22 protein-coding genes and 1 pseudogene are annotated in these 22,265 nt (G+C 72.8%); 10 read left to right on the top strand and 13 right to left on the bottom strand.

Annotated features, from left to right (window positions below; genetic code table 11):
* Both CXH06_RS09340 and CXH06_RS09335 read right to left on the bottom strand, forming a co-directional pair.
* A complete protein-coding gene (locus CXH06_RS09340; protein WP_114854911.1) occupies positions 1 to 1,206 on the bottom strand; it encodes an alcohol dehydrogenase catalytic domain-containing protein in 1,206 nt (401 codons plus the stop codon).
* 49 nt (positions 1,207 to 1,255) lie between these two features.
* Positions 1,256 to 3,475: a catalase gene (locus tag CXH06_RS09335; RefSeq protein WP_114854910.1), complete on the bottom strand. Its 2,220-nt coding sequence runs from the start codon at positions 3,473 to 3,475 to the stop codon at positions 1,256 to 1,258.
* A gap of 342 nt (positions 3,476 to 3,817) precedes the next feature.
* Between CXH06_RS09335 and CXH06_RS09330 the strand changes: the two genes are divergently transcribed.
* The 3 genes from CXH06_RS09330 (at position 3,818) to CXH06_RS09320 (ending at position 5,254) form a co-directional block, all read left to right on the top strand.
* On the top strand, positions 3,818 to 4,054 hold the full coding sequence (locus CXH06_RS09330) for a hypothetical protein (protein WP_114854909.1): 237 nt from the start codon (positions 3,818 to 3,820) through the stop codon (positions 4,052 to 4,054).
* Positions 4,051 to 4,293 (top strand): hypothetical protein, encoded by a 243-nt coding sequence (locus CXH06_RS09325; RefSeq protein WP_114854908.1) that lies wholly within the window; start codon positions 4,051 to 4,053, stop codon positions 4,291 to 4,293. The genes CXH06_RS09330 and CXH06_RS09325 overlap by 4 nt, the downstream gene beginning before the upstream one ends.
* A 145-nt stretch (positions 4,294 to 4,438) precedes the next feature.
* Positions 4,439 to 5,254, top strand: a complete 816-nt coding sequence (locus CXH06_RS09320; protein WP_114854907.1) for a CHAD domain-containing protein — start codon at positions 4,439 to 4,441, stop codon at positions 5,252 to 5,254.
* A 20-nt stretch (positions 5,255 to 5,274) separates the two neighbouring features.
* Here the strand turns inward: CXH06_RS09320 and CXH06_RS09315 are convergent, their stop codons facing one another.
* Both CXH06_RS09315 and CXH06_RS09310 read right to left on the bottom strand, forming a co-directional pair.
* A complete protein-coding gene (locus CXH06_RS09315; protein WP_232820287.1) occupies positions 5,275 to 5,952 on the bottom strand; it encodes a response regulator transcription factor in 678 nt (225 codons plus the stop codon).
* Positions 5,936 to 7,114, bottom strand: coding sequence for a sensor histidine kinase (locus CXH06_RS09310; protein WP_114854906.1), 1,179 nt, complete (start codon positions 7,112 to 7,114; stop codon positions 5,936 to 5,938). Before CXH06_RS09310 ends, CXH06_RS09315 begins: the two co-directional genes overlap by 17 nt.
* A 232-nt stretch (positions 7,115 to 7,346) precedes the next feature.
* Between CXH06_RS09310 and CXH06_RS18605 the strand changes: the two are divergent.
* Positions 7,347 to 7,805 (top strand): annotated as a pseudogene (locus CXH06_RS18605) (DedA family protein); the annotation flags it as partial.
* Positions 7,806 to 7,944: 139 nt separating this feature from the next.
* On the opposite strand, the gene dnaG reads toward CXH06_RS18605, so the two are convergent.
* The 3 genes from dnaG to dusB are packed head-to-tail and all read right to left on the bottom strand — an operon-like array spanning position 7,945 to position 12,509.
* Complete coding sequence (gene dnaG / locus CXH06_RS09300) at positions 7,945 to 9,921, bottom strand: DNA primase (protein ID WP_114854905.1); 1,977 nt, start codon at positions 9,919 to 9,921, stop codon at positions 7,945 to 7,947.
* Positions 9,922 to 9,925: 4 nt separating this feature from the next.
* Complete coding sequence (locus CXH06_RS09295) at positions 9,926 to 11,266, bottom strand: deoxyguanosinetriphosphate triphosphohydrolase (RefSeq protein ID WP_114854904.1); 1,341 nt, start codon at positions 11,264 to 11,266, stop codon at positions 9,926 to 9,928.
* Between the two features lie 4 nt (positions 11,267 to 11,270).
* Positions 11,271 to 12,509 (bottom strand): tRNA dihydrouridine synthase DusB, encoded by a 1,239-nt coding sequence (gene dusB / locus CXH06_RS09290; protein ID WP_114854903.1) that lies wholly within the window; start codon positions 12,507 to 12,509, stop codon positions 11,271 to 11,273.
* 162 nt (positions 12,510 to 12,671) lie between these two features.
* Here dusB and CXH06_RS09285 point away from each other — a divergent pair, with 162 nt between their 5' ends.
* Complete coding sequence (locus CXH06_RS09285) at positions 12,672 to 13,079, top strand: helix-turn-helix domain-containing protein (protein ID WP_114854902.1); 408 nt, start codon at positions 12,672 to 12,674, stop codon at positions 13,077 to 13,079.
* On the opposite strand, the gene CXH06_RS09280 is transcribed toward CXH06_RS09285, so the two are convergent.
* The 4 genes from CXH06_RS09280 to CXH06_RS09265 all read right to left on the bottom strand — a co-directional run bounded on the left by CXH06_RS09280 (position 13,057) and on the right by CXH06_RS09265 (position 16,859).
* Positions 13,057 to 13,659 carry a ClpP family protease gene (locus CXH06_RS09280; protein ID WP_114854901.1) on the bottom strand — a complete coding sequence of 201 codons (603 nt, stop codon included), beginning with the start codon at positions 13,657 to 13,659 and terminating at the stop codon, positions 13,057 to 13,059. The genes CXH06_RS09285 and CXH06_RS09280 overlap by 23 nt on opposite strands.
* Positions 13,656 to 14,294, bottom strand: a complete 639-nt coding sequence (locus tag CXH06_RS09275; RefSeq protein ID WP_114854900.1) for a ClpP family protease — start codon at positions 14,292 to 14,294, stop codon at positions 13,656 to 13,658. Before CXH06_RS09275 ends, CXH06_RS09280 begins: the two co-directional genes overlap by 4 nt.
* A 75-nt stretch (positions 14,295 to 14,369) precedes the next feature.
* Positions 14,370 to 15,416 carry a DUF4037 domain-containing protein gene (locus tag CXH06_RS09270; protein WP_114854956.1) on the bottom strand — a complete coding sequence of 349 codons (1,047 nt, stop codon included), beginning with the start codon at positions 15,414 to 15,416 and terminating at the stop codon, positions 14,370 to 14,372.
* Positions 15,417 to 15,467: 51 nt separating this feature from the next.
* Positions 15,468 to 16,859, bottom strand: coding sequence for a glycine--tRNA ligase (locus tag CXH06_RS09265; RefSeq protein WP_114854899.1), 1,392 nt, complete (start codon positions 16,857 to 16,859; stop codon positions 15,468 to 15,470).
* A gap of 174 nt (positions 16,860 to 17,033) precedes the next feature.
* Between CXH06_RS09265 and CXH06_RS09260 the strand changes: the two genes are divergently transcribed.
* From CXH06_RS09260 to CXH06_RS09240, 5 genes are read left to right on the top strand one after another with little or no spacing between them, the layout of a single operon-like run.
* Positions 17,034 to 17,990, top strand: coding sequence for a metal ABC transporter substrate-binding protein (locus CXH06_RS09260; RefSeq protein WP_157975683.1), 957 nt, complete (start codon positions 17,034 to 17,036; stop codon positions 17,988 to 17,990).
* Complete coding sequence (locus CXH06_RS09255; protein ID WP_114854897.1) at positions 17,987 to 18,748, top strand: metal ABC transporter ATP-binding protein; 762 nt, start codon at positions 17,987 to 17,989, stop codon at positions 18,746 to 18,748. The genes CXH06_RS09260 and CXH06_RS09255 overlap by 4 nt, the downstream gene beginning before the upstream one ends.
* Positions 18,745 to 19,650 carry a metal ABC transporter permease gene (locus tag CXH06_RS09250; protein WP_114854896.1) on the top strand — a complete coding sequence of 302 codons (906 nt, stop codon included), beginning with the start codon at positions 18,745 to 18,747 and terminating at the stop codon, positions 19,648 to 19,650. The genes CXH06_RS09255 and CXH06_RS09250 overlap by 4 nt, the downstream gene beginning before the upstream one ends.
* 14 nt (positions 19,651 to 19,664) lie before the next feature.
* Positions 19,665 to 20,102, top strand: a complete 438-nt coding sequence (locus CXH06_RS09245; RefSeq protein WP_114854895.1) for a Fur family transcriptional regulator — start codon at positions 19,665 to 19,667, stop codon at positions 20,100 to 20,102.
* Positions 20,099 to 20,620: a DedA family protein gene (locus CXH06_RS09240; protein ID WP_114854894.1), complete on the top strand. Its 522-nt coding sequence runs from the start codon at positions 20,099 to 20,101 to the stop codon at positions 20,618 to 20,620. The genes CXH06_RS09245 and CXH06_RS09240 overlap by 4 nt, the downstream gene beginning before the upstream one ends.
* Here the strand turns inward: CXH06_RS09240 and CXH06_RS09235 are convergent, their stop codons facing one another.
* Positions 20,621 to 21,406 (bottom strand): isoprenyl transferase, encoded by a 786-nt coding sequence (locus tag CXH06_RS09235; RefSeq protein WP_114854893.1) that lies wholly within the window; start codon positions 21,404 to 21,406, stop codon positions 20,621 to 20,623.
* Between the two features lie 44 nt (positions 21,407 to 21,450).
* Positions 21,451 to 22,185: a DNA repair protein RecO gene (gene recO / locus CXH06_RS09230; protein ID WP_114854892.1), complete on the bottom strand. Its 735-nt coding sequence runs from the start codon at positions 22,183 to 22,185 to the stop codon at positions 21,451 to 21,453.
* Positions 22,186 to 22,265 lie beyond the last annotated feature (80 nt).

Raw genomic sequence — 22,265 nt, 5'->3', positions numbered from 1 at the left:
TCATCCCTCGCGCCGGGGCGTCGGAGGGATCGTCGGGTCCAGGACGACCTTGATGCAGCCGTCCTGCTTGCGCTGGAAGAGGTCGTAGCCCGCCGCGGCGTCCTCGAGCGGCAGCCGATGCGTGACGAGGTCTCCCACCCCGAGCGGATCCGCGGGGTCCTCGACCAGCGGCAGGAGGTCATCGGTCCAGGCGCGCACGTTGCACTGGCCCATGCGCAGCTGGATCTGCTTGTCGAACATCCTCAGCAGCGGCATCGGGCTGGCCGCGCCGCCATAGACCCCCGCCAGGGAGAGGGTGCCGCCGCGGCGGACGACGTCGATCGCGGTGTGCAGGGCGGCGAGACGATCCACCCCGGCGTGCTCCATCAGCGGCCGGGCGAGGCCGTCGGGGAGCGTCCCGGCGATCTTCTGCGCGAGTCCGGCGACCGGGCTGTCCTGAGCCTCCATCCCGACGGCGTCCACGACCGCGTCCGGTCCGCGCCCCTGGGTCCGCTCGCGGATCGTCCCGGCGACGTCCTCGTCCAGATCGAGCACCTCGATGCCGTGGCGCTCGGCCATGGCACGGCGCTCGGGGACCGGATCCACGGCGATGACCCGGGACCCTCGGTGCCGGCCCACGCGGGCGCACAGCTGGCCGACGGGCCCGAGTCCGAGCACCGTGAGCGTCCCGCCCTCGGGGACGTCCGCGTACCGGACCGCCTGCCAGGCGGTGGGGAGGATGTCGCTGAGGAAGAGGTAGTTCTCCTCGGGCAGATCCTTCGCCACCCGCATGAGCCCGTAGTCCGCGCAGGGCACACGCAGGTACTCGGCCTGCCCGCCCGGGAGCTGCCCGTAGAGCGCCGAGTAGCCGAGCAGGGCGGCCCCCGTGCCGTGCTCGGTGACCTGGGTGGTCTCGCACTGGGACTGCAGTCCCACGCTGCACATCGCGCAGGAGCCGCAGGAGACGGTGAACGGGACGACCACCCGGTCACCGGCCCGGACGGCGGTGACCCCCGCCCCGACCTCCTCGACGACGCCCATCGGCTCGTGGCCGATCACGTCGCCCGGGGTCATGAAGGGTCCGAGCACCTCGTACAGGTGGAGGTCGGAGCCGCAGATCGCGGTCGAGGTCACGCGGATGACGGCGTCGGTGGGTTCGAGGATCCCGGGATCGGGCACCTCTTCGACACTCACTGTCCGGACGCCCTGCCAGGTCACGGCTCTCATGGTCCTGCCTTCCTGTCAAGTGCTCTCGCGGATCCGTCCACCGTCGTCCTCACGACCGGGCGGGGAAGCGGTCCCACACGCGATGGCTCCGCAGCAGTGTGGAGACCTCGGCGAGCACGGCCGCCGGATCGTCGCCGGCCACGATCCCGGGTGCCTCCGGAACGGTGCGGGAGCGGAGCGCCTCGTGGCCCGCTCCCCAGGCGCCGATCATCTTCGCGTGCCGCCAGCACTCGTCGACCAGCATGCCGACCCGCGGCTCGGTCGTCGGCGCTCCGGGCGTTCCGGCCGTCGGGTCGATCGAGGGGGACGAGTCCGGCGCCGTCAGCGGGTTCCCTCCCAGCAGGAGAGCGTCCAGCTCGACTGACGCCGCCGTGGCGAAGGTGCGGTCGACCGGCAGCCCGGCGACCTCGCCGCCGCGCGGCGCGATCAGCACCGGCGTCATCGAGGAGGCGACGATCGCCTCATGGAGCTCGACCAGGCCGGGGTTCTCCTCCTCGGGATCCACCACGATCCCGAGGCGGCGGCCGTCGACCGGCCACTCACCGCCGAGCTGCGAGAGCGGGCCGCTGGCCTCCACCTCGCCGTCGGACGTCTCCGCACCGTCGGACGCCGGGGCCGGGGCCGGCATGCCCAGCGCCTCGGCGACCCGCGCGCACAGCTCCCCGTCGATGGCGGCCAGGCAGTGCAGCTGCCGCTCCCGGATCACGGGCTCGTAGCATTTTCCCAGCTCGAAGGCGTAGGCGTCGACGATGTGGTCCTTCTCCACCGGGCTCATGCTGCGCCAGAACAGCCGGGGCTGGCTGACATGGTCCTCGAAGCTCGCCGGGAGCCGCCGCTCCTTGACCCCCTCGGGCACCTGCACGGGAAGGTCCGTGACGGCGCCGTCGGACTCGCCGGCCAGGAAGGGGCATCCGCCGTCCAGCGAGTTCGGCCGGTAGGGCGCGACGCCGGCATGGTCGGCCTGCTGACCGTATCCGTCGCGCAGCATGTCGTTGACCGGGGCGTGGGGCCGGTTGATCGGCAGCTGGGCGAAGTTCGGCCCGCCGAGCCGCGTGATCTGGGTGTCCACGTACGAGAACAGGCGGACCTGCAGGAGGGGATCGTCGGTGACGTCGATCCCGGGGACCAGATGGCCCGGATGGAAGGCCACCTGCTCCGTCTCCGCGAAGTAGTTGCGAGGGTTCCGGTCCAGCGTGAGCCGACCGATCGGCTGCACCGGCGCGAGCTCCTCGGGGACGAACTTCGTGGGGTCGAGCAGGTCAATGCCCTCGAAGGTCTGCTCCGCGGTGTCCGGGAACACCTGAATCCCCAGCTCCCAGCTCGGATGGGCCCCGGACTCGATCGCATCCGCGAGGTCCCGGCGGTGGAAGTCGGGGTCCGCACCGCCGAGGAGCTGGGCCTCCTCCCAGGTCAGCGAGTGCACTCCGAGCTGGGGCTTCCAGTGGAACTTCACCAGCGAGGTCTCCCCCTGCGCGTTCGACAGCCGGAACGTGTGGACGCCGAACCCCTCCATCATCCGGTACGAGCGGGGGATGCCGCGGTCGCCCATGAACCACAGGGTGTGGTGCTGGGCCTCGGTGTGCAGGGAGACGAAGTCCCAGAACGTGTCGTGGGCGCTCTGCGCCTGCGGGATCTCGCGGTCCGGGTGCGGCTTCACGGCATGGACCACATCGGGGAACTTGATGCCGTCCTGGATGAAGAAGACGGGGATGTTGTTCGCGACGAGGTCGAAGGTCCCCTCCTCGGTGTAGAACTTCGTCGCGAAGCCGCGGGTGTCGCGGGCGGTGTCCATCGAGCCGCGGGAGCCGACGACGGTGGAGAACCGCGTGAAGACCTCCGTGCGCTTCCCTCGGGCGAGGAATCCCGCTCGGCAGACCGTGTCCGCCGTGCCGTAGCCCTCGAACACGCCGTGCGCCGCCGCGCCGCGGGCGTGCACGACCCGCTCCGGGATCCGCTCGTGGTCGAAGTGCGTGATCTTCTCCCGCAGATGATGGTCCTGCAGCAGCACCGGCCCGCGGCGGCCGGCGGTGAGCGAGTGGTCGGTGTCCCGCAGCCGCGCTCCCTGTGAGGTGGTCAGGTGCTCACCCTGCTGGGCGGTGGTGGTCGGGTCGGCGCCCGGTGCCGCGCCGGTCGGGGTGCGGGGACGGGTGCTCTGCTGATCCGCCGGCGGCGGGAGCGGGCCCGTCGGGACCGTCGGCTCCTCGAACGAGGGGGGCCGGGTGCCGGGGCGACCGGGGGGTGGGGTGGGCGGGGTCGTGCTGGGTGACATGACGTGCTCCTTCCGCTGGCCGGGGGCGCCGCCAACGTAACGCCGCCGCACCAGCACGGGGAAGGAATGCTTCCGTCCGGTAGGCCGGCCGCACGAGCGGGCGAACAGAACGTGCTCGGGACGCGGACCAGCACTCCTCCCGGGCGCCACCATCCGATCGGTCGATCGTGCGCCGGCCTGCACAGACGGCCGCGGTCCGTTGACAGCCCACCGCAGGCGCCGTCGAATGAGGAGTGCGGAGCCGGTCCACTGCTGCTGAACGACGTCACGCGGACGCCGTCCGTCCGCAGCGGACGGGGCCGGTCCGCAGGACCGCGAAGGACACCCAGAGAGGAGCCGACCATGGCGAACACGGGAGAGACCGGAGAGGTCACCGGCACCGTCGATGCGAACTACAACCTGATCTGGTTCACCGAGAAGTGCCTGTCCAACGCACTCCGCCTGGAGACGTACCGGGCCGATGCCGAGCGCGCCGGCGACGACGAGCTCGTGGACCTGTTCACCCGGGCGCAGCACGAGAGCGTCAAGGGCGGCGAACAGGCCAAGGCCCTGCTCGCCCGGCGTCTCGGGACACCATGACCACCGCAGCGACCTGCGACGTCTGCGGCAACGAGTACCACACCCCGCTCAGCATCTCCCAGGGCGACCGGGTCGGCGTCTTCGACAGCTTCGAATGCGCCGCCCAGGCGATGGCTCCGGTCTGCGCGCACTGCGGATGCCGGATCCTCGGCCACGGCGTCGAGCAGGAGGCCTCCGTGTACTGCTGCGCGAACTGCGCCCGCCATGGCGCGGAGAACGGGGTGAGGAGCCGGCGCTGATCGCAGGAGCCGGATCTCCGGTCAGCACCTCGACCCGACGCCCCCGCCTCGGATCCCCGGATCCTCGGCGGGGGCGTCTGCCCTTGCGGGATGCCCCTCGCGCTCCGCGCGGTGGGAGGATGGAGCGGGGCGAGGGAGGTGCGCGATGACCGTCGAGGAGCTTCCGACGGAGTATGTGGCCCAGCATGCGGCGCGCGCCCTGGCCGGTCTGCGGCAGCTGACCCTCCCGCCGCCGACCAGCGACCCGCCCAGCGCGGACCTGGTCCATGACACGCGGACCTCGCTGCGGCGACTGCGCGCCGTGGTCCGCGCCTCCCCGGATGCCCTCGAGGAGCCCGAGGCCGCGGCGCGGATGCTGCGCGCTGCGGCGGGGCCGCTCGGCGCGGTGCGCGATGCCGACGTCCTCGCCGAGACCCTCCTCCCCGCGCTCGACGACGTCTCGCTCCCGCGCGCGGTCGCCACGGCCGTGCGCGCCGATCTCGAGGACGCCGTGGCGCTGGAGCGGGAGGAGGCTCTGGCAGCGCTTGTGGCCGCGCAGAACTCACTGTCGGAGGCGGCGCAGCTGCTCGAGCGCTGGTCCGATGACCCGCCGGTCCCGCGCCCGCCGTTCCCCGCCCGACTCCTGGCGTCCCTCCGCTCCGAGGTCCGCGCGCGGATCAGTGCGGCGCAGGGCGAGGCGGCAGCCCTCCACGGCGCCCGGAAGGCGGCCAAGCGGTGGCGCTACACCGCCGAGTGGCTCGAGCCGATCGAGCCCTCGGCCGCACAGCATCTCGAGCAGGCCCGGGACCTGCAGGATCTCCTCGGAGGCGTCCAGGACGCCGTGGTCGCCGCGTCCTTCCTGCGCCGATGGGCCGTGCACGGCGCCGGCGGCCCGGCCGGCCGGGCCGCCGCGGGAGCGCTCGCGGCCCGCCAGGAGCAGCGTCGCACGGAGCTCACCGCTCGGGCCCAGGGCATGCTCTGAGCCGACGGCGCGGCGCGGGCTCAGGCGTCGTCGAGATAGCGCAGCACGGCCTGCACACGGCGGCTGGTGCCCTCGTCCCCGGGCAGCTCGAGCTTGTCGAAGACGGCGCTGACCGCCTTCTCCACGGTGGAGAGCGAGAGGAACAGGCGCTCGGCGATCCCCCGGTTGGACAGGCCCTCCGCCATCGCCTCGAGCACCTCGATCTCGCGCGGCGTCAGACGGGTGACCGCCCGCTTCTGCTCCGGAGCGCGCAGCAGCGCCCGCACCACCGCCGGGTCGATGACCGTGCCGCCGTCCGCCACCCGGTGCACCGCGTCGAGGAAGCCGTCGATCTCGGTGATGCGGTCCTTGAGCAGGTAACCGATGCCGGCGGACTCGGAGGCGAGCAGATCGCTCGCGTACTCGCGCGCCACGTGCTGGGAGAGCACCAGCACCCCGATGCCCGGATGCTCGCGCTTGATCCGCAGCGCGGCGAGGAGGCCCTCGTTCGTGTGCGTGGGAGGCATGCGCACGTCCACCACGGCGAGCCGCGGACGATGCCGGGCGACCTCCGCCAGCAGGGCCTCGCCGTCTCCGACCGAGGCGAGCACCTCGATGCCCTCGTCCTCGAGCAGGCTGCGCACGCCCTCGCGCAGGAGCACCGCGTCGTCGGCGAGCACGACGGTCAGCGGCGCGGTGCTCTCAGGTGTCTCGGTCAACAGGGATCTCCGCGGTGATGAGGGTGGGCCCGCCGCGCGGGCTGTGCACGCTCACGCTACCGTCCAGCGCGGCGACGCGGCGGGCGAGACCCTGCAGGCCACCGCCGGCCGGGTCGGCGCCTCCGGCACCGTCGTCGTGGACGCTCAGATGCAGGGTCCGGCGACCGCGCAGCTCCTCGGTCCGCAGCACCACGCGGATGCTGCGCGCCTCGGCGTGCTTGAGGACGTTGGTGACCGCCTCCCGGGCGACGAAGTAGGCCGCGGACTCGACCGCCTTGGGCAGCGCGCCGTCGATCCGGACGTCGACGTCCACGGGGATCGGGCTGGTCTCCGCGACGAGGTCGAGAGCCGCGACCAGGCCGTGCTCGTCCAGGGCGTTGGGGTAGATCCGCCAGGCCACCTGGCGCACCTCCTCGATGAGCGACTGGGACTGCGCATGCGCCTGGGCGAGCAGCTCCGCGGCCCGCTCGGGATCGCTCGCCCGGCGGGCCCGGGCCAGGGTCACCGACAGCGAGACCACGTTCTGCTGGACGCCGTCGTGCAGGTCCCGCTCGATGCGTCGGCGCTCGTCGTCGATGGCGAGCACCACGCCGCGTCGCGTGGTCAGCAGGGTGCCGATGCGGGCCTCGAGGGCGTCCTCGCGGGTCACGGTGGTCCACAGGCCCAGCACCTTCGTCTGCGCCCACACCGCCAGCTCGGCGAAGACCGCGGCGGAGAGCAGACAGGCCGGGCCGAAGATCAGCAGCACCGCCATGGCCGGGCCGCTGATCGCCCAGAGATCGAACTGGAACACCACCGGCGAGATGTAGAAGGACTGGAGGAAGCTGCCCAGCACCACCGCCCCGACCAGGACCAGCAGATAGCACATCAGGTAGCCGAGCACGCCGGAGATCAGCCCGTGCAGCAGGGAGCGCCGGCCGCCGAGAACCGACTCGCCGCCGTCGAGCCGCAGGCTGTAGAGGCGGTGCAGGCGCCGCATCTCCCAGGTCCGGATACGGAGGAAAGGCCTCCGCAGCCGCAGCGGCAGCAGCAGGGCGCTCAGCGCGAGCAGCGGTCCCAGCACCAGCCCCAGCGCGGTCCCGGCCACCTGCCGGGCGGCACGCCGGGCGAGGCGGAGCGGTTCGCGCGGCAGCTCGATGCCGGAGAGATCGGGCAGGCGCATGGGTGGGCTCCGAGGGCTGGGGGCGGTGCGGCGGGGGCACGGGCGTGCGGTCGCTGCACGCTATCAACGGCGTGGTGCGCACAGCAGGGGGCGCACCCCCGGACCGAGATGCGGTTTCCTGCGGGGTGGCGGTGCAGGGATCTGCCGCGGGGCGAGGGCCAGCACGGTTCTGTCTCGGTTCCGGTCTCCCTAGCGTGGCAGGAGTCGTCCTCCCCCACCGTTCGGAGACCCCATGGATGCCGTTCTGCAGCTGGCCCAGAGCCTGATGAGCTCCCCCTGGCTCTACGCCCTCGTGCTGGGCCTGGCACTGCTGGACGCCGTGCTGCCGATCGTGCCCGGGGAGACCGTCGTCATCTCGGCAGCCGCCTACGCCGTCACCGGGGAGCCGGTCGCGCTGCTGGTCCTGCTGGCCGCCTGGGCAGGGGCGCTGATCGGCGACATCACCGCGCACCATCTGGGCCGTGGCGCCGGTCCCCTGGCCCGCTGGCTCCGTCGTCGCCGCTGGGCCGATTCCCTGCTGGGTTTGGCGGAGCAGGAGCTGCGCACCCGGGGCGGCATGCTGCTGATCTCCGCGCGCTTCGTCCCCGGCGGCCGCACCGCCACTACGCTCGCCTCGGGCGTGATCGGCTATCCGCGAGCGCGCTTCGTGGGCTTCGCCGCGATCGCCGGTCTCCTGTGGGCGACGTACAGCGTGGGCATCGGTGTGATCGGCGGGCTCGCCTTCCACGAGCAGCCGCTGCTGGGAGTGGCGCTCGGCATCGGTCTCGCGCTCGTCCTCGGGGCCTCGCTGGAGGCCGTCCGCGCGATGCGCGCCCGACGGCGCGCCCGGGTCAGTCCCCCGGCGTCCGCAGCGAGCGGCGCTTCTCCTGCACCTGCACGAGCCGGGAGAGGATCTCCTGGTAGCGCTCCGCATCCGCGGGGTCGGTGCGCTGCAGCCGCTGCTTCAGCACCGAGTACTCACGGGTGATCGACAGCTCCGAGAGCCGGTCCAGCAGCGAGGCGGCCAGGCGGGCCAGGTGCTCCTCCGTCCGCGCCGGGAGATCCAGGTTCGCGATCTCCACGATCAGCGGACGGATGGTCTCGCCCGCGATCTCCAGGACCTGCTCGAGGTAGCGGGCAGGGTGGAGCTCGCCGGCCACGGCATCGAGCAGCGTCCCCGCGGCGAGCATCACGTCCCACACGCTCTGCAGCGAGGGCACGTGGAAGGAGTCGTCCGGGAGCGAGGCCACCTTCTGCACGTCCAGCAGCTGCGGCGCCTGCAGCATCACCGCCAGCGTCTGGGTCTCCACCTGGCCCACCGGGTCGCGCGGGCTGACCACGTCGGCCAGGCGCGGCAGCGGGAGGGCGGGCGGCTCCTCCCCCACGGCGCCCGGTGCGGCGGGCCGCTGGCTGTGCAGCGGCTCCTCGCCGCGCTGCCCCTCGCGGCGGTCCTGCCGGGCCGCGTCGTGGACGGCGCGCAGCACGGTGCGCTCGTCCATCCCCAGCCAGCCCGACAGCCGCCGTGCGTACTCGGGCCGCATCGCGCGGTCGCGGATCCGGGCGACCACCGGCGCGGCCATCCGCAGCGCGGTCACCTGTCCCTCGACGGTGTCGAGATCCACCTGGGCGATCGCGGAGCGGATCGCGAACTCGAACATGGGCGTGCGGGAGTCGATGAGGTCCCGCACGGCCTGATCGCCCTGGGCGATCCGCAGCTCGCAGGGATCCATGCCGCCGCCCTCGACGGCGACGTAGGTCTGGGCGACGAAGCGCTGGTCCTCCTCGAAGGCGCGCAGCGCGGCCTTCTGGCCGGCCGCGTCGCCGTCGAAGGTGAAGATGACCTCGCCGCCCAGGCCGCGGCCGTCGGTGTTCAGGCGCAGACCGGCCGAGGGGTTCGAATCCCCCATCACGCGCCGGACGATCTTCACGTGGTCGGCGCCGAAGGCGGTGCCGCAGGAGGCGACGGCGGTGGTGACCCCGGCCAGGTGCGCGGCCATCACGTCGGTGTATCCCTCGACCACCACCACCCGGTGCTGCGTGGAGATCGCCTTGCGGGCGATGTCCAGGCCGTAGAGCACCGACGACTTGTGATAGATCGCGGTCTCCGGGGTGTTGAGGTACTTCGGGCCCTTGTCGGACTCCAGCAGGCGGCGCGCGCCGAAGCCGATCGTGGCGCCGGTGATGTCGCGGATGGGCCAGACCAGGCGCCCGCGGAAGCGGTCGTAGACCCCGCGCTGTCCCTCGGAGACCAGCCCGCTGGCCACCAGCTCCGCCTCGGTGAAGCCGCGGGAGCGCAGCTCCGAGGTGATCGCGTCCCACCCCTCGGGCGCGAAGCCGACGCCGAAGTGCTCGGCGGCCGCCTGGTCGAAGCCGCGCTCGGTGAGGAAGCGACGGCCCACCTCCGCCGCCGGGGTGCCCAGCTGCTCGCGATAGAACTCCTCGGCGATCGCGTGCGCGTCCAGGAGGCGGCGCCGCGTGCCGGGATCCGGCCGGTCGCCTCCCCGGGAGCCCGAGGAGGACTCCTCGTACTGCAGCTGCACGCCGTAGCGGCCGGCGAGCATCTCCACCGCCTCCACGAAGCTGAGGTGGTTGATCTTCTGGACGAAGGAGATGACGTCCCCGCCCTCGCCGCAGCCGAAGCAGTGCCAGTGACCCAGCTGGGGCCGGATGTTGAAGGAGGGGGTCTTCTCGTCGTGGAAGGGGCACAGCCCCTTCATCGACCCGATGCCCGCGGTGCGCAGGGTGACGTGCTCGGACACCACCTCGTCCAGGCGGGCGCGCTCCCGCACGAGGTCGACGTCGGCGCGGCGGATCAGTCCCTGGGCCACCCGATCAGAGCTCCGATCCGAGGCCGGGCAGGGGCGTGTCCGCCGCGGTGATGTGGGTGATGTCGCGGTCGAACAGCACCTCGTGCAGACGACGCGCGGTGACGTCGGTGTAGGAGGCGATCTGGTCGATGACCACGCGGCGCCGGGCGGTGTCGTCCGCGGCGGCGCGCCAGAGCTCGGCGAACAGGGGGCTGAGGTACTGCGTGCCGGTGTTCCACAGGCGCGAGTAGAGGTCGCGGATGACCTCCTCCTGGGCCTCGTAGACGGGCTGCTGGGTGGCCGAGGACATGACGTACGCGGCGGCCAGCCCCTTGAGCACGGCGATCTCCAGATGGGTGCTCTCGGGGACCACCACGTCCCCGGCGTAGCGGGACAGCGGCCCCTCGCCCTGCGCCTCCCGGGTGGCGCGCACGGCGGAGCGGGTGAAGCGGCCGATGAGCTGGCTGGTCATGTCCTTCAGCCCGGCGGCCGCGCGGAAGGTGCCGCTGAAGCCGCTCATCCAGTAGGGCTCGGCCTCGAGCCGGGTGAGCGCCTCGTCGAGCGCGTCGAGTGACTCGTGGGGCATGTACCAGTCCTGGACGACGAACAGCGCGGCCGAGCGCTCCATGGGGTCCTGCAGCCGTCGCAGGTCCAGGGCCCGGCCGGTGACGGCGTCCTCGATGTCGTGCACGGAGTAGGCGATGTCGTCGGCCAGGTCCATCACCTGCGCCTCGAAGCACTTGCGCCCGGGCACGGAGCCCTCGCGCGCCCAGCGGTAGACCTCGAGGTCGTCGGCATAGGCGCCGAACTTCGGGGAATCAGGATCGGGGCCCTCGCCGCGGGCCCAGGGGTACTTGATCGCGGCGTCGACGCAGGCGCGGGTGAGGTTCAGGCCGTAGGGACGGTCGTCCCCCACGATCTTCGGCTCGAGCCGGGTGAGCAGGCGGAGCGTCTGCGCATTGCCCTCGAAGCCGCCGAAGTCCTCGGCGATCCGGTCGAGGACCTTCTCGCCGTTGTGGCCGAAGGGCGGGTGGCCGAGATCGTGGGAGAGGCAGGCGGCGTCGACGATGTCGGGGTCGCAGCCCAGCTCCGTCCCGATGTCGCGGCCCACCTGGGCGACCTCGAGGGAATGCGTGAGGCGGGTGCGCACGAAGTCGTCCGCGCCCGCGCCGAGCACCTGGGTCTTGGCGCCCAGGCGCCGCAGGGCCGAGGAATGCAGCACCCGGGCGCGGTCGCGCTGGAAGGGCGTGCGGGTCTGCGACTTCGGCGGCTCCTGCACCCAGCGCTCGAGATCCGGCGCGGTGTACCCCGCCGGCGGGGGCGCGAGGGCGGTGCCGGCGGCGATCGAGGACCCGGTGGTGGACATGGGCTCAGCCTCCCGAGGTGTCGAGCTCGGCCTCGTGGAGGCGGGCGGCGTGCTCCGCGGTCAGCTCCCGCGAGGTCATCCAGCCCTCGGGGACCACGGCCCTCTTCGGGGTGCCGGCGCGACCGCGCGGCCCCTCGACCGCGGCTCCCGGATAGGGACTGGCGAGGTCCAGCTCGGCGATCTTGGCGTCGAGGTCGGCGAGCGACTCCATCGTGGCCAGACGGTGGCGCATCTCGCCGCCGACGGGGTACCCCTTGAAGTACCAGGCGACGTGCTTGCGCAGGTCACGCAGCGCGCGCCCCTCGTCCTCGAAGAACTCCACCAGCAGCTCGGCATGGCGCCGCAGGATTGCGGCGACCTCCCCCAGGGTGGGCCGGACGCGGTCCGGGCGTCCGGCGAAGCCCGCCGCGAGATCGGCGAACAGCCAGGGCCGTCCCTGGCAGCCGCGGCCCACCACCACCCCGTCGCAGCCGGTCTGCTCCATCATCTCCAGCGCGTCCTCGGCGGACCAGATGTCGCCGTTGCCGAGCACGGGGATGTCGGTGACGAGCTCCTTGAGATCGGTGATCGCGTCCCAGCGGGCGGTGCCGGAGTAGTGCTGGACGACGGTCCTGCCGTGCAGGGCGATCGCCGCGGCACCGACCTCCTGGGCGATCAGCCCGGCGTCGCGATAGGTGACGTGGTCCTCGTCGATCCCGATGCGGGTCTTGACGGTGACCGGCACCTCGGGGCCGGCGGCCTCGACCGCCGCGCTCACGATCCGGGTGAACAGCTCGCTCTTCCACGGCAGCACCCCGCCGCCGCCCCGACGCGTCACCTTGGGGACCGGGCAGCCGAAGTTCAGGTCGATGTGGTCGACCAGGTCGCGCTCGCGCAGCATCTCCACGGCGCGGCGCACGGTGGCCGGCTCGACGCCGTACAGCTGCACGGAGCGCGGCGTCTCGCGCTCGCCCATGGTCACCAGGCGCCAGGACTCCCGGTGGTCCTCGACCAGGGCCCGGGTGGTGACCATCTCGGAGACGTACAGGCCGCCGTCGTCCGCGCTGTGGAGGGCGCCGAACTCCCGGCACAGCAGGCGGAAGGCCATATTGGTGATCCCGGCCATCGGCGCGAGCACCACGGGCGTGTCGATCGTGTGCGGCCCGATCGTGAGGGTGCGACGAGCGGCTCCGCCGGGGGCCGAGGCGGAGCGGTCGCCCGGACGGGGCGGAGCGGCGGTGAGCGGGGCGTCGAGGGTGGTCATCGTCCGTGATTGTCCCATCCGGGTGCGTCAGGCGGGAGTGCACGGCGGGGTGATGTGCATCGGAACGGTGCGGGGAGGGCGCGTCGGCGCCGGGACGCGTCCCGGCTTCCGCTCACAGCGGAGTGCGCCGCGATCGGGATCGGGCGCACGTAGTCTCGGCCCATGGACGGACACCGGGAGGCCGCCGAGCTCGAGCCGCTGCTGCGCGAGCTGCTCGGCGCCGTGCTGCGCGCCGAGCGCCGACGCCAGGCCCGCACGCTCTCCCAGGTCGCCGGCGCGGCCGGGATCAGCATGCAGCACCTCAGCGACGTCGAGCGCGGGCGCAAGGATCCGTCCTCCGAGCTGCTGGCCGCGATCGCCGGAGCTCTGGGTCTCCGCGTGCCCGACCTCCTGCTGCGGATCGCCGACGGCGCCGCGGAGGACCGGGCGGCCTCCGCCCGCCCTGCCGTCGTCGGCCGTCCCGCGGTCCTCGAGCTGCACGGCGCCGCCGGTCCCGGAGCGCACCGCGGACGGCGGGCGCCGTCCGGCGCCGGCGGGACCGCCGGGGTCACCCTGCTGCGGGCCGCCTGACCAGGATCTCGTCGGCCAGCCCGTAGTCGATCGTCGCCTGGGCGTCCAGCACCTGCTCGCGCTCGAGGTCCTGGCGGACCCGCTCGAGCGACTGCCCGCTGTGCCGGGCCAGGAGCGCCTCGAGGGCGCGACGGATCCGCTCCACCTCCTCGGTGGCGAGGATCAGGTCCGGGATCGCGCCGCGCCCCTGCGCCTGCAGCGGATGGAGCACCACCCGGGTGTGCGGCAGCACCGAACGCAGGCCCGGCGTGCCCGCGGCCAGCAGCACCACGGGCGCCGCGACCACCTGCCCCACGCAGGTCACCGCGACCGGTGAGCGCACGTAGGCCAGGGTGTCGTAGATGGCCAGCACCGCCTGGGCGTCGCCGCCGGAGGAGTTGAGGTAGAGGTGGAGGGGGACGCCGGTCGACTCGTTCTCGAGGTGCAGGATCTGGGCGATGACGGTGTTCGCCACAACGTCGTCGATCGGCGTGCCGACATAGATGATGCGGTCGCTGAGCAGGCGGGAGTAGACATCGGCGCTGCGCTCCGCGCCGCCGCGGGTGCGCTCGAGGACGCTGGGGACGGGGTAGCTGCTCATCGTCCACCTCCCTGCCCGAGCGCCACCGGCCGGGACATGGTGGGGATCGCGGGGAGGATCTGGTCCAGGGACTCGACCACGGCGTCGCAGAAGCCGTACTCGACAGCACCGTGCGCCTCCCACACGCGGTCCCGCTCGGAATCGCGGGCGATGGTCTCGATGCTCTGCCCGGTCCGCTCGGCGGTCAGGGCGATCAGCAGGTCGCGGCCACGACGCAGGTCCTCGGCCTGCAGCTCGATGTCCGCGGCGCTGCCGCCGAAGCCGGCGGACCCCTGATGCATGAGCACCCTCCCGTGCGGCAGGATCAGGCGCTTGCCCGGGGTGCCGTGGGTGAGCAGGAACTGGCCCGCGCTGTAGGCCATGCCGAGGGCGACGGTGCGCACGTCGCAGGGCACGAGGTCGATGAGGTCGCCGATGGCGAGCATGGCCGGGACCAGACCGCCCGGGGAGTTGATGAGCAGGGTGATGTCGGTGGCGGGATCCTCGGCGGCGAGCAGCAGGAGCTGGGCGGAGAGCTGGGCGCCGTTGTCCTGGTCCAGCTCGCGGTCCAGCAGGAGCACGCGATGGTGGAGCAGGCGGGTGGCGGTGAGGGTGCCGAGCCCGTCGGCGGTCGGTGGGGTGGTGTGGGTGGTCATGGCTCCAGCGTGGACGCTCGCGCTGGGCCGGGTGCCGTTCTCCGTCCTGCGCTGATCAGCCCTCGGCGGAGCGTCTCAGCCCACCAGCCGGCGGCGTGCCGTCGGGTCGACCAGCACGGTGACGTTGTCGCTGATCTGCTCCGCCGTGCCGACGCCGGGAGGGAGGTCCCGGACGGCCGGATCCGCGATCGCCGCGGCGAGCTGCTCGGGCAGCCCGCGCAGGCCCAGGTGGGGACGGTCGAAGAAGGCCTCGGTGGCCGGCAGGAGGGTGGGCAGGCCCGCCTCTCCCTGGACCGTGGCCAGCAGCTCGGCAAGGTCGCCCAGGGCGGCCTGCCGCCTCCGCCAGTCGCGCGAGCCCAGCACGTCCAGGGCTGCGGCGCGCACCGCTCCCCCGCCGGGCAGCTCTGCCGCCGAGCGCGCGAGCCACTTGCCGTACGGCGGCCAGCGCCGGTGCAGCAGATGAGCGAGGTGGAACAGGGTGCGCACGTGGCGGGCGGCGATCAGCGCGGAGCCGTCCTCGTCCCCGCGCAGGCCCGCACGGCCCACGTCCGGCAGCTCCTGGCCCACGCGGTGCCAGTCCGCCGCGATCGCGTAGAGCCAGAGGTCGTGGGGGTACCAGGCCAGACGCTCCCGCAGCGCGGTGAGGACGCCGGGACCGTCGTGGAAGACGGGCCCCGCCGTCACCTCGAGCAGGGCCTGCCCCGTGAGCGAGCGCCAGTCCTCGAGGCTCAGCCGCCCCGTCGGCCCCAGCGCCCCGGAGGCGTCCAGGCCCAGCCGGGAGGCGGCGAAGTCCGCCGCGGAGGCGACCTCGACCCGGTGCCGCACCACGGGGTCCCAGGTGGTCGCGAAGCGGGTGGGCAGATCCCGCCATCGCGCGGGCAGCTCCGCGGCCAGGAGCTGATCGACCTCCGCGGCGCCGCCGTCCTCGACGAGGAGGGTGAGGCGCAGGCCCCAGTCGTGGTCGCGGGACTGGGCGTCGTCGTAGCCGAGCACGTCGGAGCCGGAGCCGAGCCTCGCCGCGGCGTGCTCGACGCCGGGAGCGCGGCGCCCCAGCAGGGGCGCCACGACCTGCTCGTAGTAGGCGCCCGAGAGGGCGGCCCCCGCGGGGAGTGCGCCGGTCATGAGGTCTCCGAGCACCGCTCCGTGCCCGCCGGGGCACAGGACGGGGCGGTGTCAGGCACCGATCAGTCGCGCCGCGAGATAGGACTCGACCTGGTCCAGCGCCACCCGCTCCTGCGCCATGGAGTCGCGCTCGCGGATGGTGACGGCCTGGTCCTCGAGGGTCTCGAAGTCCACGGTCAGGCAGAACGGGGTGCCGATCTCGTCCTGCCGGCGGTAGCGGCGGCCGATGGCCTGGGAGACGTCCATGTCGACGTTCCAGTGCCGGCGCAGCCGGTCCGCGAGCTCCGTGGCCCGGGGCACGAGGTCCTCGCTCTTGGACAGCGGCAGGACCGCCGCCTTGATCGGGGCCAGGCGCGGGTCCAGGCGCAGCACCGTGCGCTTGTCGACGCCGCCCTTGGTGTTGGGCGCCTCGTCCTCGTGATAGGCGTCCACCAGGAACGCCATCATCGAGCGGGTCAGGCCGAAGGAGGGCTCGATGACGTAGGGGGTGTAGCGCTCGTCGGCGGCCTGGTCGTAGTACTGCATCTTCGAGCCCGAGGCGTCGGTATGGCTGGAGAGGTCGAAGTCGGTGCGGTTGGCGATGCCCATCAGCTCGCCCCACTCGCTGCCCTGGAAGCCGAAGCGATACTCGAGATCGATGGTGCCGGCGCTGTAGTGGGCCCGCTCGTCCTCGGGGACGTCGAAGCGGCGCAGGTTCTCCGCGGACAGGCCCAGGTCGATGAACCAGTTCCAGCAGGCCTCCACCCAGGCGCGGAAGTGCTCCTCGGCCTCCGCGGGCGGGGTGAAGTACTCGATCTCCATCTGCTCGAACTCGCGCGTGCGGAAGATGAAGTTGCCGGGCGTGATCTCGTTGCGGAACGCCTTGCCGACCTGGCCGATGCCGAAGGGGGGCTTCTGCCGGGTGGCGCCGACGACGTTGAGGAAGTTCACGAAGATGCCCTGCGCGGTCTCGGGCCGCAGGAAATGCATGCCCTTCGCACTCTCGACCGGACCGAGGTAGGTCTTGACCAGGCCGGAGAACTGCTGGGGCTCGGTGAACTCGCCGCGCGTGCCGCAGTTGGGGCAGGGCACCTCGGCCAGGCCGCCCTCGGGCTCGCGGCCCTTCTTGCTCACGAAGGCCTCGAAGAGGTGGTCCTCGCGGAAGCGGTTGTGGCAGCTCTTGCACTCCACCAACGGATCGGTGAAGGTCGCGACGTGGCCCGAGGCCTCCCACACCGCCTTCGGGAGGATGATCGAGGAGTCCAGGCCCACCATGTCGCCGCGGGACTGCACGAAGGTGCGCCACCACTGCTTCTTGATGTTCTCCTTGAGCTCGACGCCCAGGGGCCCGTAGTCCCACGCGGAGCGCGTGCCGCCGTAGATCTCGCCGGCCGGGAACACGAAGCCGCGCTTCTTGGCGAGGGCGATGACGTTGTCCAGCGTGCTGGCGGGGGCCTTGGCCACGGGGGGACTCCTGGAGACGGGGGATCGGGACCCGCCCAGCATAGCCACGCGCGCACGGACGCGCTCCGGGGCGAGGCCCGCCCCGGGGGCGGTCTGTGACGGTGCGCACGGGCAGGTCCTCCCGGGGCCCCGACGACTTGCCCACCCCTCCGCTCCGTGGTGAGAATGATTGTCATGACGCACCTCGCTCCGCTCCGCCGCCGCTCCCTCCTCTCCCTCGCCGGGCTCGGCGCGGGCGCCGCGCTGCTCGCGGCCTGCGGCGGCGAGGAAGGATCCGGCGGAGGCGATGCCGGGATCGAGGTGGTGACCTCGAACTATCCGTTGAGCTACCTGGTGACCCGGATCGGCGGAGAGCGCGTCTCCCTCACCGACCTCGCCACCCCCGGGGCCGACGCCCACGGTCTCGAGCTGTCCGTCCAGCAGGTGATGGCGGTGCAGGAGGCGGGTCTGGTCCTGCAGATCCCCGGCTACCAGACCGCGCTGGACGACGCGATCGCCTCCGGACCGGGGGACAACGTGCTGGACGTCTCCTCGGTGGTCGCGATGATCTCCGCGGACGGCCACTCCCATGAGCACGAGGCCTCCGACGGCGGCGGCGAGGACGAGCACGCGCACGGCGGCGACGATCCGCACCTCTGGCACGATCCGCAGCGGATGGCGGAGATCGGCGATGCGCTCGCGGCCCGCCTGGGCGAGATCGACCCCGACGGCGCCGAGGCCTTCACGGCCGCTGCGGCGGAGGTGCGCACCGACCTCGAGGCCCTCGATGCCGAGCTCGCCGAGGAGTTCGGTGCGGTCGACGGGGAGCGCACCTTCATCACCAGCCACGCCGCCTACGCATATCTTGCCGAGCGCTACACGCTGCACCAGGTGGGCATCGCGGGCGTCGACCCCGAGAGCGAGCCCTCGCCCCAGCGCCTGCTCGAGCTCGAGAAGGTCATCACCGAGGAGGGCGTGACCACGATCTTCTTCGAGACCACCGCCTCCCCGAAGGTCGCCCAGACCCTCGCGGAGAACGTCGGCATCCGCAGCGAGGAGCTCGACAACCTCGAGACCCAGCTCTCGGAGGACGCCGACTATCCTGCGGTCATGCGAGAGAACGCCCGCAAGCTGGTGGAGAGCTGGTCATGAGCGGCTCGACGCCCGTCGTCGAGGTCCGGCGGGCATGCGTCCAGCGCTCCGGCACCCGCATCCTCCATGACGTCGACCTCGAGATCCGCTCCGGGGAGATGGTCGCCCTCCTGGGCGCCAACGGCTCCGGCAAGTCCACGCTGCTGCGCGCCGTGGTGGGCGTGCTGCCTCTCGAGTCCGGCACCGCCCGCCTCTTCGGCCAGGACGTGCACCGCCCGGGCCCCCACGACCGGATCGGCTACGTCCCCCAGGACTCGCCGGAGGCCGGCTCGATCCCCGCCACCGCGCGCGAGACGGTCGCCAGCGGGCTCCTCACCTCCCGCTCCTGGTGGCCCCGCCACCGCGACCCGCGGGTGCAGCGGGCGCTCGACGCCGTGGGCCTGCCCGACCTGGGCGGGCGTCCGATCACCCGCATGTCCGGCGGGCAGCGTCGCCGGGTGATGCTGGCCCGAGCCCTGGTCCGCGACCCCGAGTTCCTGGTCCTGGACGAGCCTTTCTCCGGCGTGGATCTGGCCACTCAGCAGCTTCTGGCCGGCACCTTCCGCGATCTCTCCGCCCGCGGCACCACGCTCCTGGTGGTGCTGCACGAGACCGGCATGCTCGAGCGGGACATCTCGCGCGCGGTGGTCCTCGACCACGGGAGCGTGGTCCACGACGGCCAGGCGCGCGACCGGCCGCCGCTGGATCCCGGACACGAGCACCCGCTCGACAGCCTCCCACCCCACGAATGCCTCGGACAGGAGATCCATCCGGCATGATCTCCCCCCTCGACATCCTCACCTCGGACCTGCTGCGCTACCCGCTGATCATCGCGGTGCTCATCGGGCTGACCGCCCCCGTGGTCGGCACCTATCTGGTGCAGAAGCGCCTGGCCCTGCTCGGCGACGGGCTCGGGCACGTCGCCCTGACCGGCGTCGCCGTCGGCTGGCTGGTCGGCGCATGGGTCTCCGCGACCCCGGCGGACCTGCTCGCGATCCCCGGCGCTCTGGCCGCCTCACTGATCGGGGCGATCGCGATCGAGTACGTCCGCGAGATCGGCCACACCAGCCGCGACGTGGCGCTCGCGATCCTGTTCTACGGCGGCATCGCCGGCGGCGTGGTCATCATCCAGCTGGCCGGCGGCACCTCCCAGAACCTCATGGGCTACCTCTTCGGCTCGCTGTCCACCGTCACCCGACCCGATCTCGTCATCGCGCTCGTACTCGCCCTCGTGGTGCTGGGCATCGGCCTGGGCCTGTCCGGCCTGCTCGCCGCCGTCACCGGGGACGAGGAGTTCGCCCGTGCCTCCGGGCTGCCAGTGCGCACGGTGAACGTGCTCATCGCGGTGATGGCCGCGCTGACCGTCACCCTCTCGATGAGGATCGTCGGCGCCCTCATGGTCTCCGCCCTCATGATCGTGCCGGTGGCCGCCGCGCAGCAGCTCGTGGTGGGCTTCGCGCGCACCATGCGCACGGCCATGGTGATCGCCGTCCTCTGCGCACTGGGCGGGCTGCTGATCACGGTCTACGTCGACCTGCCGCCCGGCGGCGTGATCGTGCTGGCCACCATCGCGGTGTACGTCGTCGCGCTCGCCGTGAAGGCCGTGCTGTCCTCGCGCTCCGCCCCGGCCGGCCGCACGGAGGACAGCACGGAGCGCACCGCGCACGCCTCCCCTCGATGAGGGACAATGGCCCGATGCAACGGAACACCCGCCAGCGCACCGCGATCCTCGAGACGCTCTCGCGGCAGGACGATTTCCGCAGCGCCCAGCAGATCCACGAGCAGATGCGGGCCGACGGCGAGACCGTCGGCCTCGCGACCGTGTACCGCACCCTGCAGTCGCTCTCGCAGGCGGGCCGGCTCGATGTCCTGGTCGCCGGCGACGGAGAGTCCCTGTACCGCCAGTGCGCCGACACCGGGCACCATCATCACCTGGTGTGCCGCGAGTGCGGACGCACGGTCGAGTTCCTGGCCCCGAAGCTGGAGAGCGCGATGACGGCGATCGCGGGCGAGCACGGCTTCACCGATCTCGACCACACCCTCGAGGTGTTCGGCCTGTGCGCCGAGCACTCCGCGGCCCGCGACGCCGGGGACGCCGGAGGCTCGGCGGAGGACGAGGCCCGGCCGCGATGATGCAGTGGGTCCAGGATCTGCCGCTACTGCCCGCGGTGGCGTTCCTGTACGTCGTGATCTGGTGCCGTGCCGGCGGCACCTACCTGCTGGGGCGCGGCGCGCGGCGCGCCGTCCATCGCGGACGGGTCGCGAGGATGCTCGAATCCCCGGGCGTGCAGCGCGCCACCGAGCTGATCAACCGGTGGGGAGCGCCCGTGGTGGCGCTGAGCTTCCTGACCATCGGCTTCCAGACCGCGGCCAATGCGGCGGCGGGCCTCACCGCGATGCCCGCCCGGCGCTACCTCCCGGCTCTCGCGATCGGCGGCCTGGCCTGGGCACTCGTCTACGCCACAGTGGGCCTGCTGGCCGTGCGGGCCTGGCTCGAGCTGTTCCTGGTCTCGCCCTGGGCGGCCGTGGCGGCCGGTGTGCTCGCCGTGATGGCGATCCTCCTGCTGCTGCGGCGCCGTCGCCGCCACCGGGAGATGGAGCGGGGCGAGCGCTCCGGGTCCCCGGAGCCCTCGCGCATCGTGGAGAGCTGATCAGCCCTCCGAGTCCTGGTCCGGGACATCGATCGCGCCGCCGTAGCGCCGGTCCCGCCGCGCGTACTCCACGATCGCCCGCCACAGCACGCGCCGATCCACGTCCGGCCACAGCTCCTCGACGAAGACCAGCTCGGCGTAGGCGGCCTGCCACAGCAGGAAGTTCGAGGTGCGCTGCTCCCCGCTGGTGCGCAGGAACAGATCCACCTCCGGCATGTCGGGGTCCTGGAGGTGACGGGCGAAGCTCTTCTCGGTGATGCCCCGGCCGCTGATCCGTCCCGCGCGGGCCTCCGCGGCGATCTCGCGCACGGCATCGATGATCTCGGCCCGGCCGCCGTAGTTCACGCACATGTACAGCGTCATGCGGGTGTTGTGCCGGGTGAGGTGCTCGGCCTCCTTCAGCTCCCGGATCACGCTGCCCCACAGCCGCTGCTCGCGGCCGATCCAGCGGATGCGCACACCCCAGGAGTTCAGGGTGTCGCGCTGGCGGCGCAGCACGGAGCGGGAGAAGCCCATGAGGAAGCGCACCTCGTCCGGGGAGCGCTTCCAGTTCTCGGTGGAGAAGGCATAGGCGGACAGGTGCGTCACGCCGATCTGCAGGGCACCGGCGACGACGTCGAGCAGCGCCGCCTCCCCGGCCTCGTGTCCGGCGGTGCGCGGCAGCCCCTGCCGGTTCGCCCAGCGCCCGTTGCCGTCCATCACCACGGCCACATGGGCCGGGACGGTGGCGGCGGGCAGCTGCGGCGGGCGCGCGCCGCTGGGGTGCTCGAAGGGCTCGGTGGGCATGGATTCTCCTCGGGGGCGGAGGGCCGGTGATCGATGGTCGGCGTTCAGCGCTCGACGTAGTGCAGCGAGCGCACCGAGCGCTCCAGATGCCAGGTCATGGTGTCGGCGATGAGACGACCGGCCTCCTGCATGACCGTCTCGTCGGCGGTGACCACATTGTCCCAGTCGCCGGCCAGCAGGAAGATCAGGTGCTCGACCGTGGCCTGCCGCACGGCCGTCGCACCGGGGCGCCGGCACGGGGTGCACACCAGTCCGCCGGCGCGCACGTCCATGGCGTGGTGCGGGCCCGCGGCGCCGCAGGTGGCGCAGACCCGCAGCTCGGGCGCCCAGCCGGAGATCGCCAGGGTGCGCAGCAGGAAGGAGTCCAGGACCAGGGTGGGGGCGATGCGCCCCTCCCCCATCGCGCGCAGCGCACCCACCAGCATGAGGAAGCCGCGCTGACTGGGGTCCACGACCTCGTCGGTGAGACGGTCGGTGGTCTCGAGCATCGCGCTCGCGGCCGCGAACCGCGAGTAGTCCGCCACGATCGCGCCGGCGAAGGCCTCGATGGTGACCACCTGGGTGACGGTGTGCAGGCTCCGACCGGCGTGCATCTGCACATCGACGAGGGTAAAGGGCTCGAGCCGGGCGCCGAAGCGGCTGCCGGTGCGACGCACGCCCTTGGCGACGGCGCGCACCTTGCCGTGACGGCGGGTGAGCAGCGTGATGATGCGGTCGGCCTCGCCCAGGGGGTGGGTGCGCAGGACGATCGCATGGTCGCGGTAGAGCTTCTGCTGCATGGTGCTCCGAGACTACTGCGGGGGCGGACCCGGGGGCGGGCGCCGGGCCGGCGGACGGCGCAGCTCACAGGGCGCGCTGC

This window comes from Brachybacterium sp. YJGR34, from assembly GCF_003347015.1.
Taxonomy (GTDB): domain Bacteria; phylum Actinomycetota; class Actinomycetes; order Actinomycetales; family Dermabacteraceae; genus Brachybacterium.
Note: the sequence above shows the minus strand (reverse complement) of the source record. Positions and strands in the feature narration are given on the sequence as shown.

What these genes read in the sequence shown, in the direction of transcription:
- CXH06_RS09340 (WP_114854911.1), bottom strand. Translation starts at nt 1,206, where the DNA reads ATGAGAGCCGTGACCTGGCAGGGCGTCCGGACAGTGAGTGTCGAAGAG.
- CXH06_RS09335 (WP_114854910.1), bottom strand. Translation starts at nt 3,475, where the DNA reads ATGTCACCCAGCACGACCCCGCCCACCCCACCCCCCGGTCGCCCCGGC.
- CXH06_RS09330 (WP_114854909.1), top strand. Translation starts at nt 3,818, where the DNA reads ATGGCGAACACGGGAGAGACCGGAGAGGTCACCGGCACCGTCGATGCG.
- CXH06_RS09325 (WP_114854908.1), top strand. Translation starts at nt 4,051, where the DNA reads ATGACCACCGCAGCGACCTGCGACGTCTGCGGCAACGAGTACCACACC.
- CXH06_RS09320 (WP_114854907.1), top strand. Translation starts at nt 4,439, where the DNA reads ATGACCGTCGAGGAGCTTCCGACGGAGTATGTGGCCCAGCATGCGGCG.
- CXH06_RS09310 (WP_114854906.1), bottom strand. Translation starts at nt 7,114, where the DNA reads ATGCGCCTGCCCGATCTCTCCGGCATCGAGCTGCCGCGCGAACCGCTC.
- CXH06_RS09295 (WP_114854904.1), bottom strand. Translation starts at nt 11,266, where the DNA reads ATGTCCACCACCGGGTCCTCGATCGCCGCCGGCACCGCCCTCGCGCCC.
- dusB (WP_114854903.1), bottom strand. Translation starts at nt 12,509, where the DNA reads ATGACCACCCTCGACGCCCCGCTCACCGCCGCTCCGCCCCGTCCGGGC.
- CXH06_RS09285 (WP_114854902.1), top strand. Translation starts at nt 12,672, where the DNA reads ATGGACGGACACCGGGAGGCCGCCGAGCTCGAGCCGCTGCTGCGCGAG.
- CXH06_RS09280 (WP_114854901.1), bottom strand. Translation starts at nt 13,659, where the DNA reads ATGAGCAGCTACCCCGTCCCCAGCGTCCTCGAGCGCACCCGCGGCGGC.
- CXH06_RS09275 (WP_114854900.1), bottom strand. Translation starts at nt 14,294, where the DNA reads ATGACCACCCACACCACCCCACCGACCGCCGACGGGCTCGGCACCCTC.
- CXH06_RS09270 (WP_114854956.1), bottom strand. Translation starts at nt 15,416, where the DNA reads ATGACCGGCGCACTCCCCGCGGGGGCCGCCCTCTCGGGCGCCTACTAC.
- CXH06_RS09260 (WP_157975683.1), top strand. Translation starts at nt 17,034, where the DNA reads ATGACGCACCTCGCTCCGCTCCGCCGCCGCTCCCTCCTCTCCCTCGCC.
- CXH06_RS09255 (WP_114854897.1), top strand. Translation starts at nt 17,987, where the DNA reads ATGAGCGGCTCGACGCCCGTCGTCGAGGTCCGGCGGGCATGCGTCCAG.
- CXH06_RS09250 (WP_114854896.1), top strand. Translation starts at nt 18,745, where the DNA reads ATGATCTCCCCCCTCGACATCCTCACCTCGGACCTGCTGCGCTACCCG.
- CXH06_RS09245 (WP_114854895.1), top strand. Translation starts at nt 19,665, where the DNA reads ATGCAACGGAACACCCGCCAGCGCACCGCGATCCTCGAGACGCTCTCG.
- CXH06_RS09240 (WP_114854894.1), top strand. Translation starts at nt 20,099, where the DNA reads ATGATGCAGTGGGTCCAGGATCTGCCGCTACTGCCCGCGGTGGCGTTC.
- CXH06_RS09235 (WP_114854893.1), bottom strand. Translation starts at nt 21,406, where the DNA reads ATGCCCACCGAGCCCTTCGAGCACCCCAGCGGCGCGCGCCCGCCGCAG.
- recO (WP_114854892.1), bottom strand. Translation starts at nt 22,185, where the DNA reads ATGCAGCAGAAGCTCTACCGCGACCATGCGATCGTCCTGCGCACCCAC.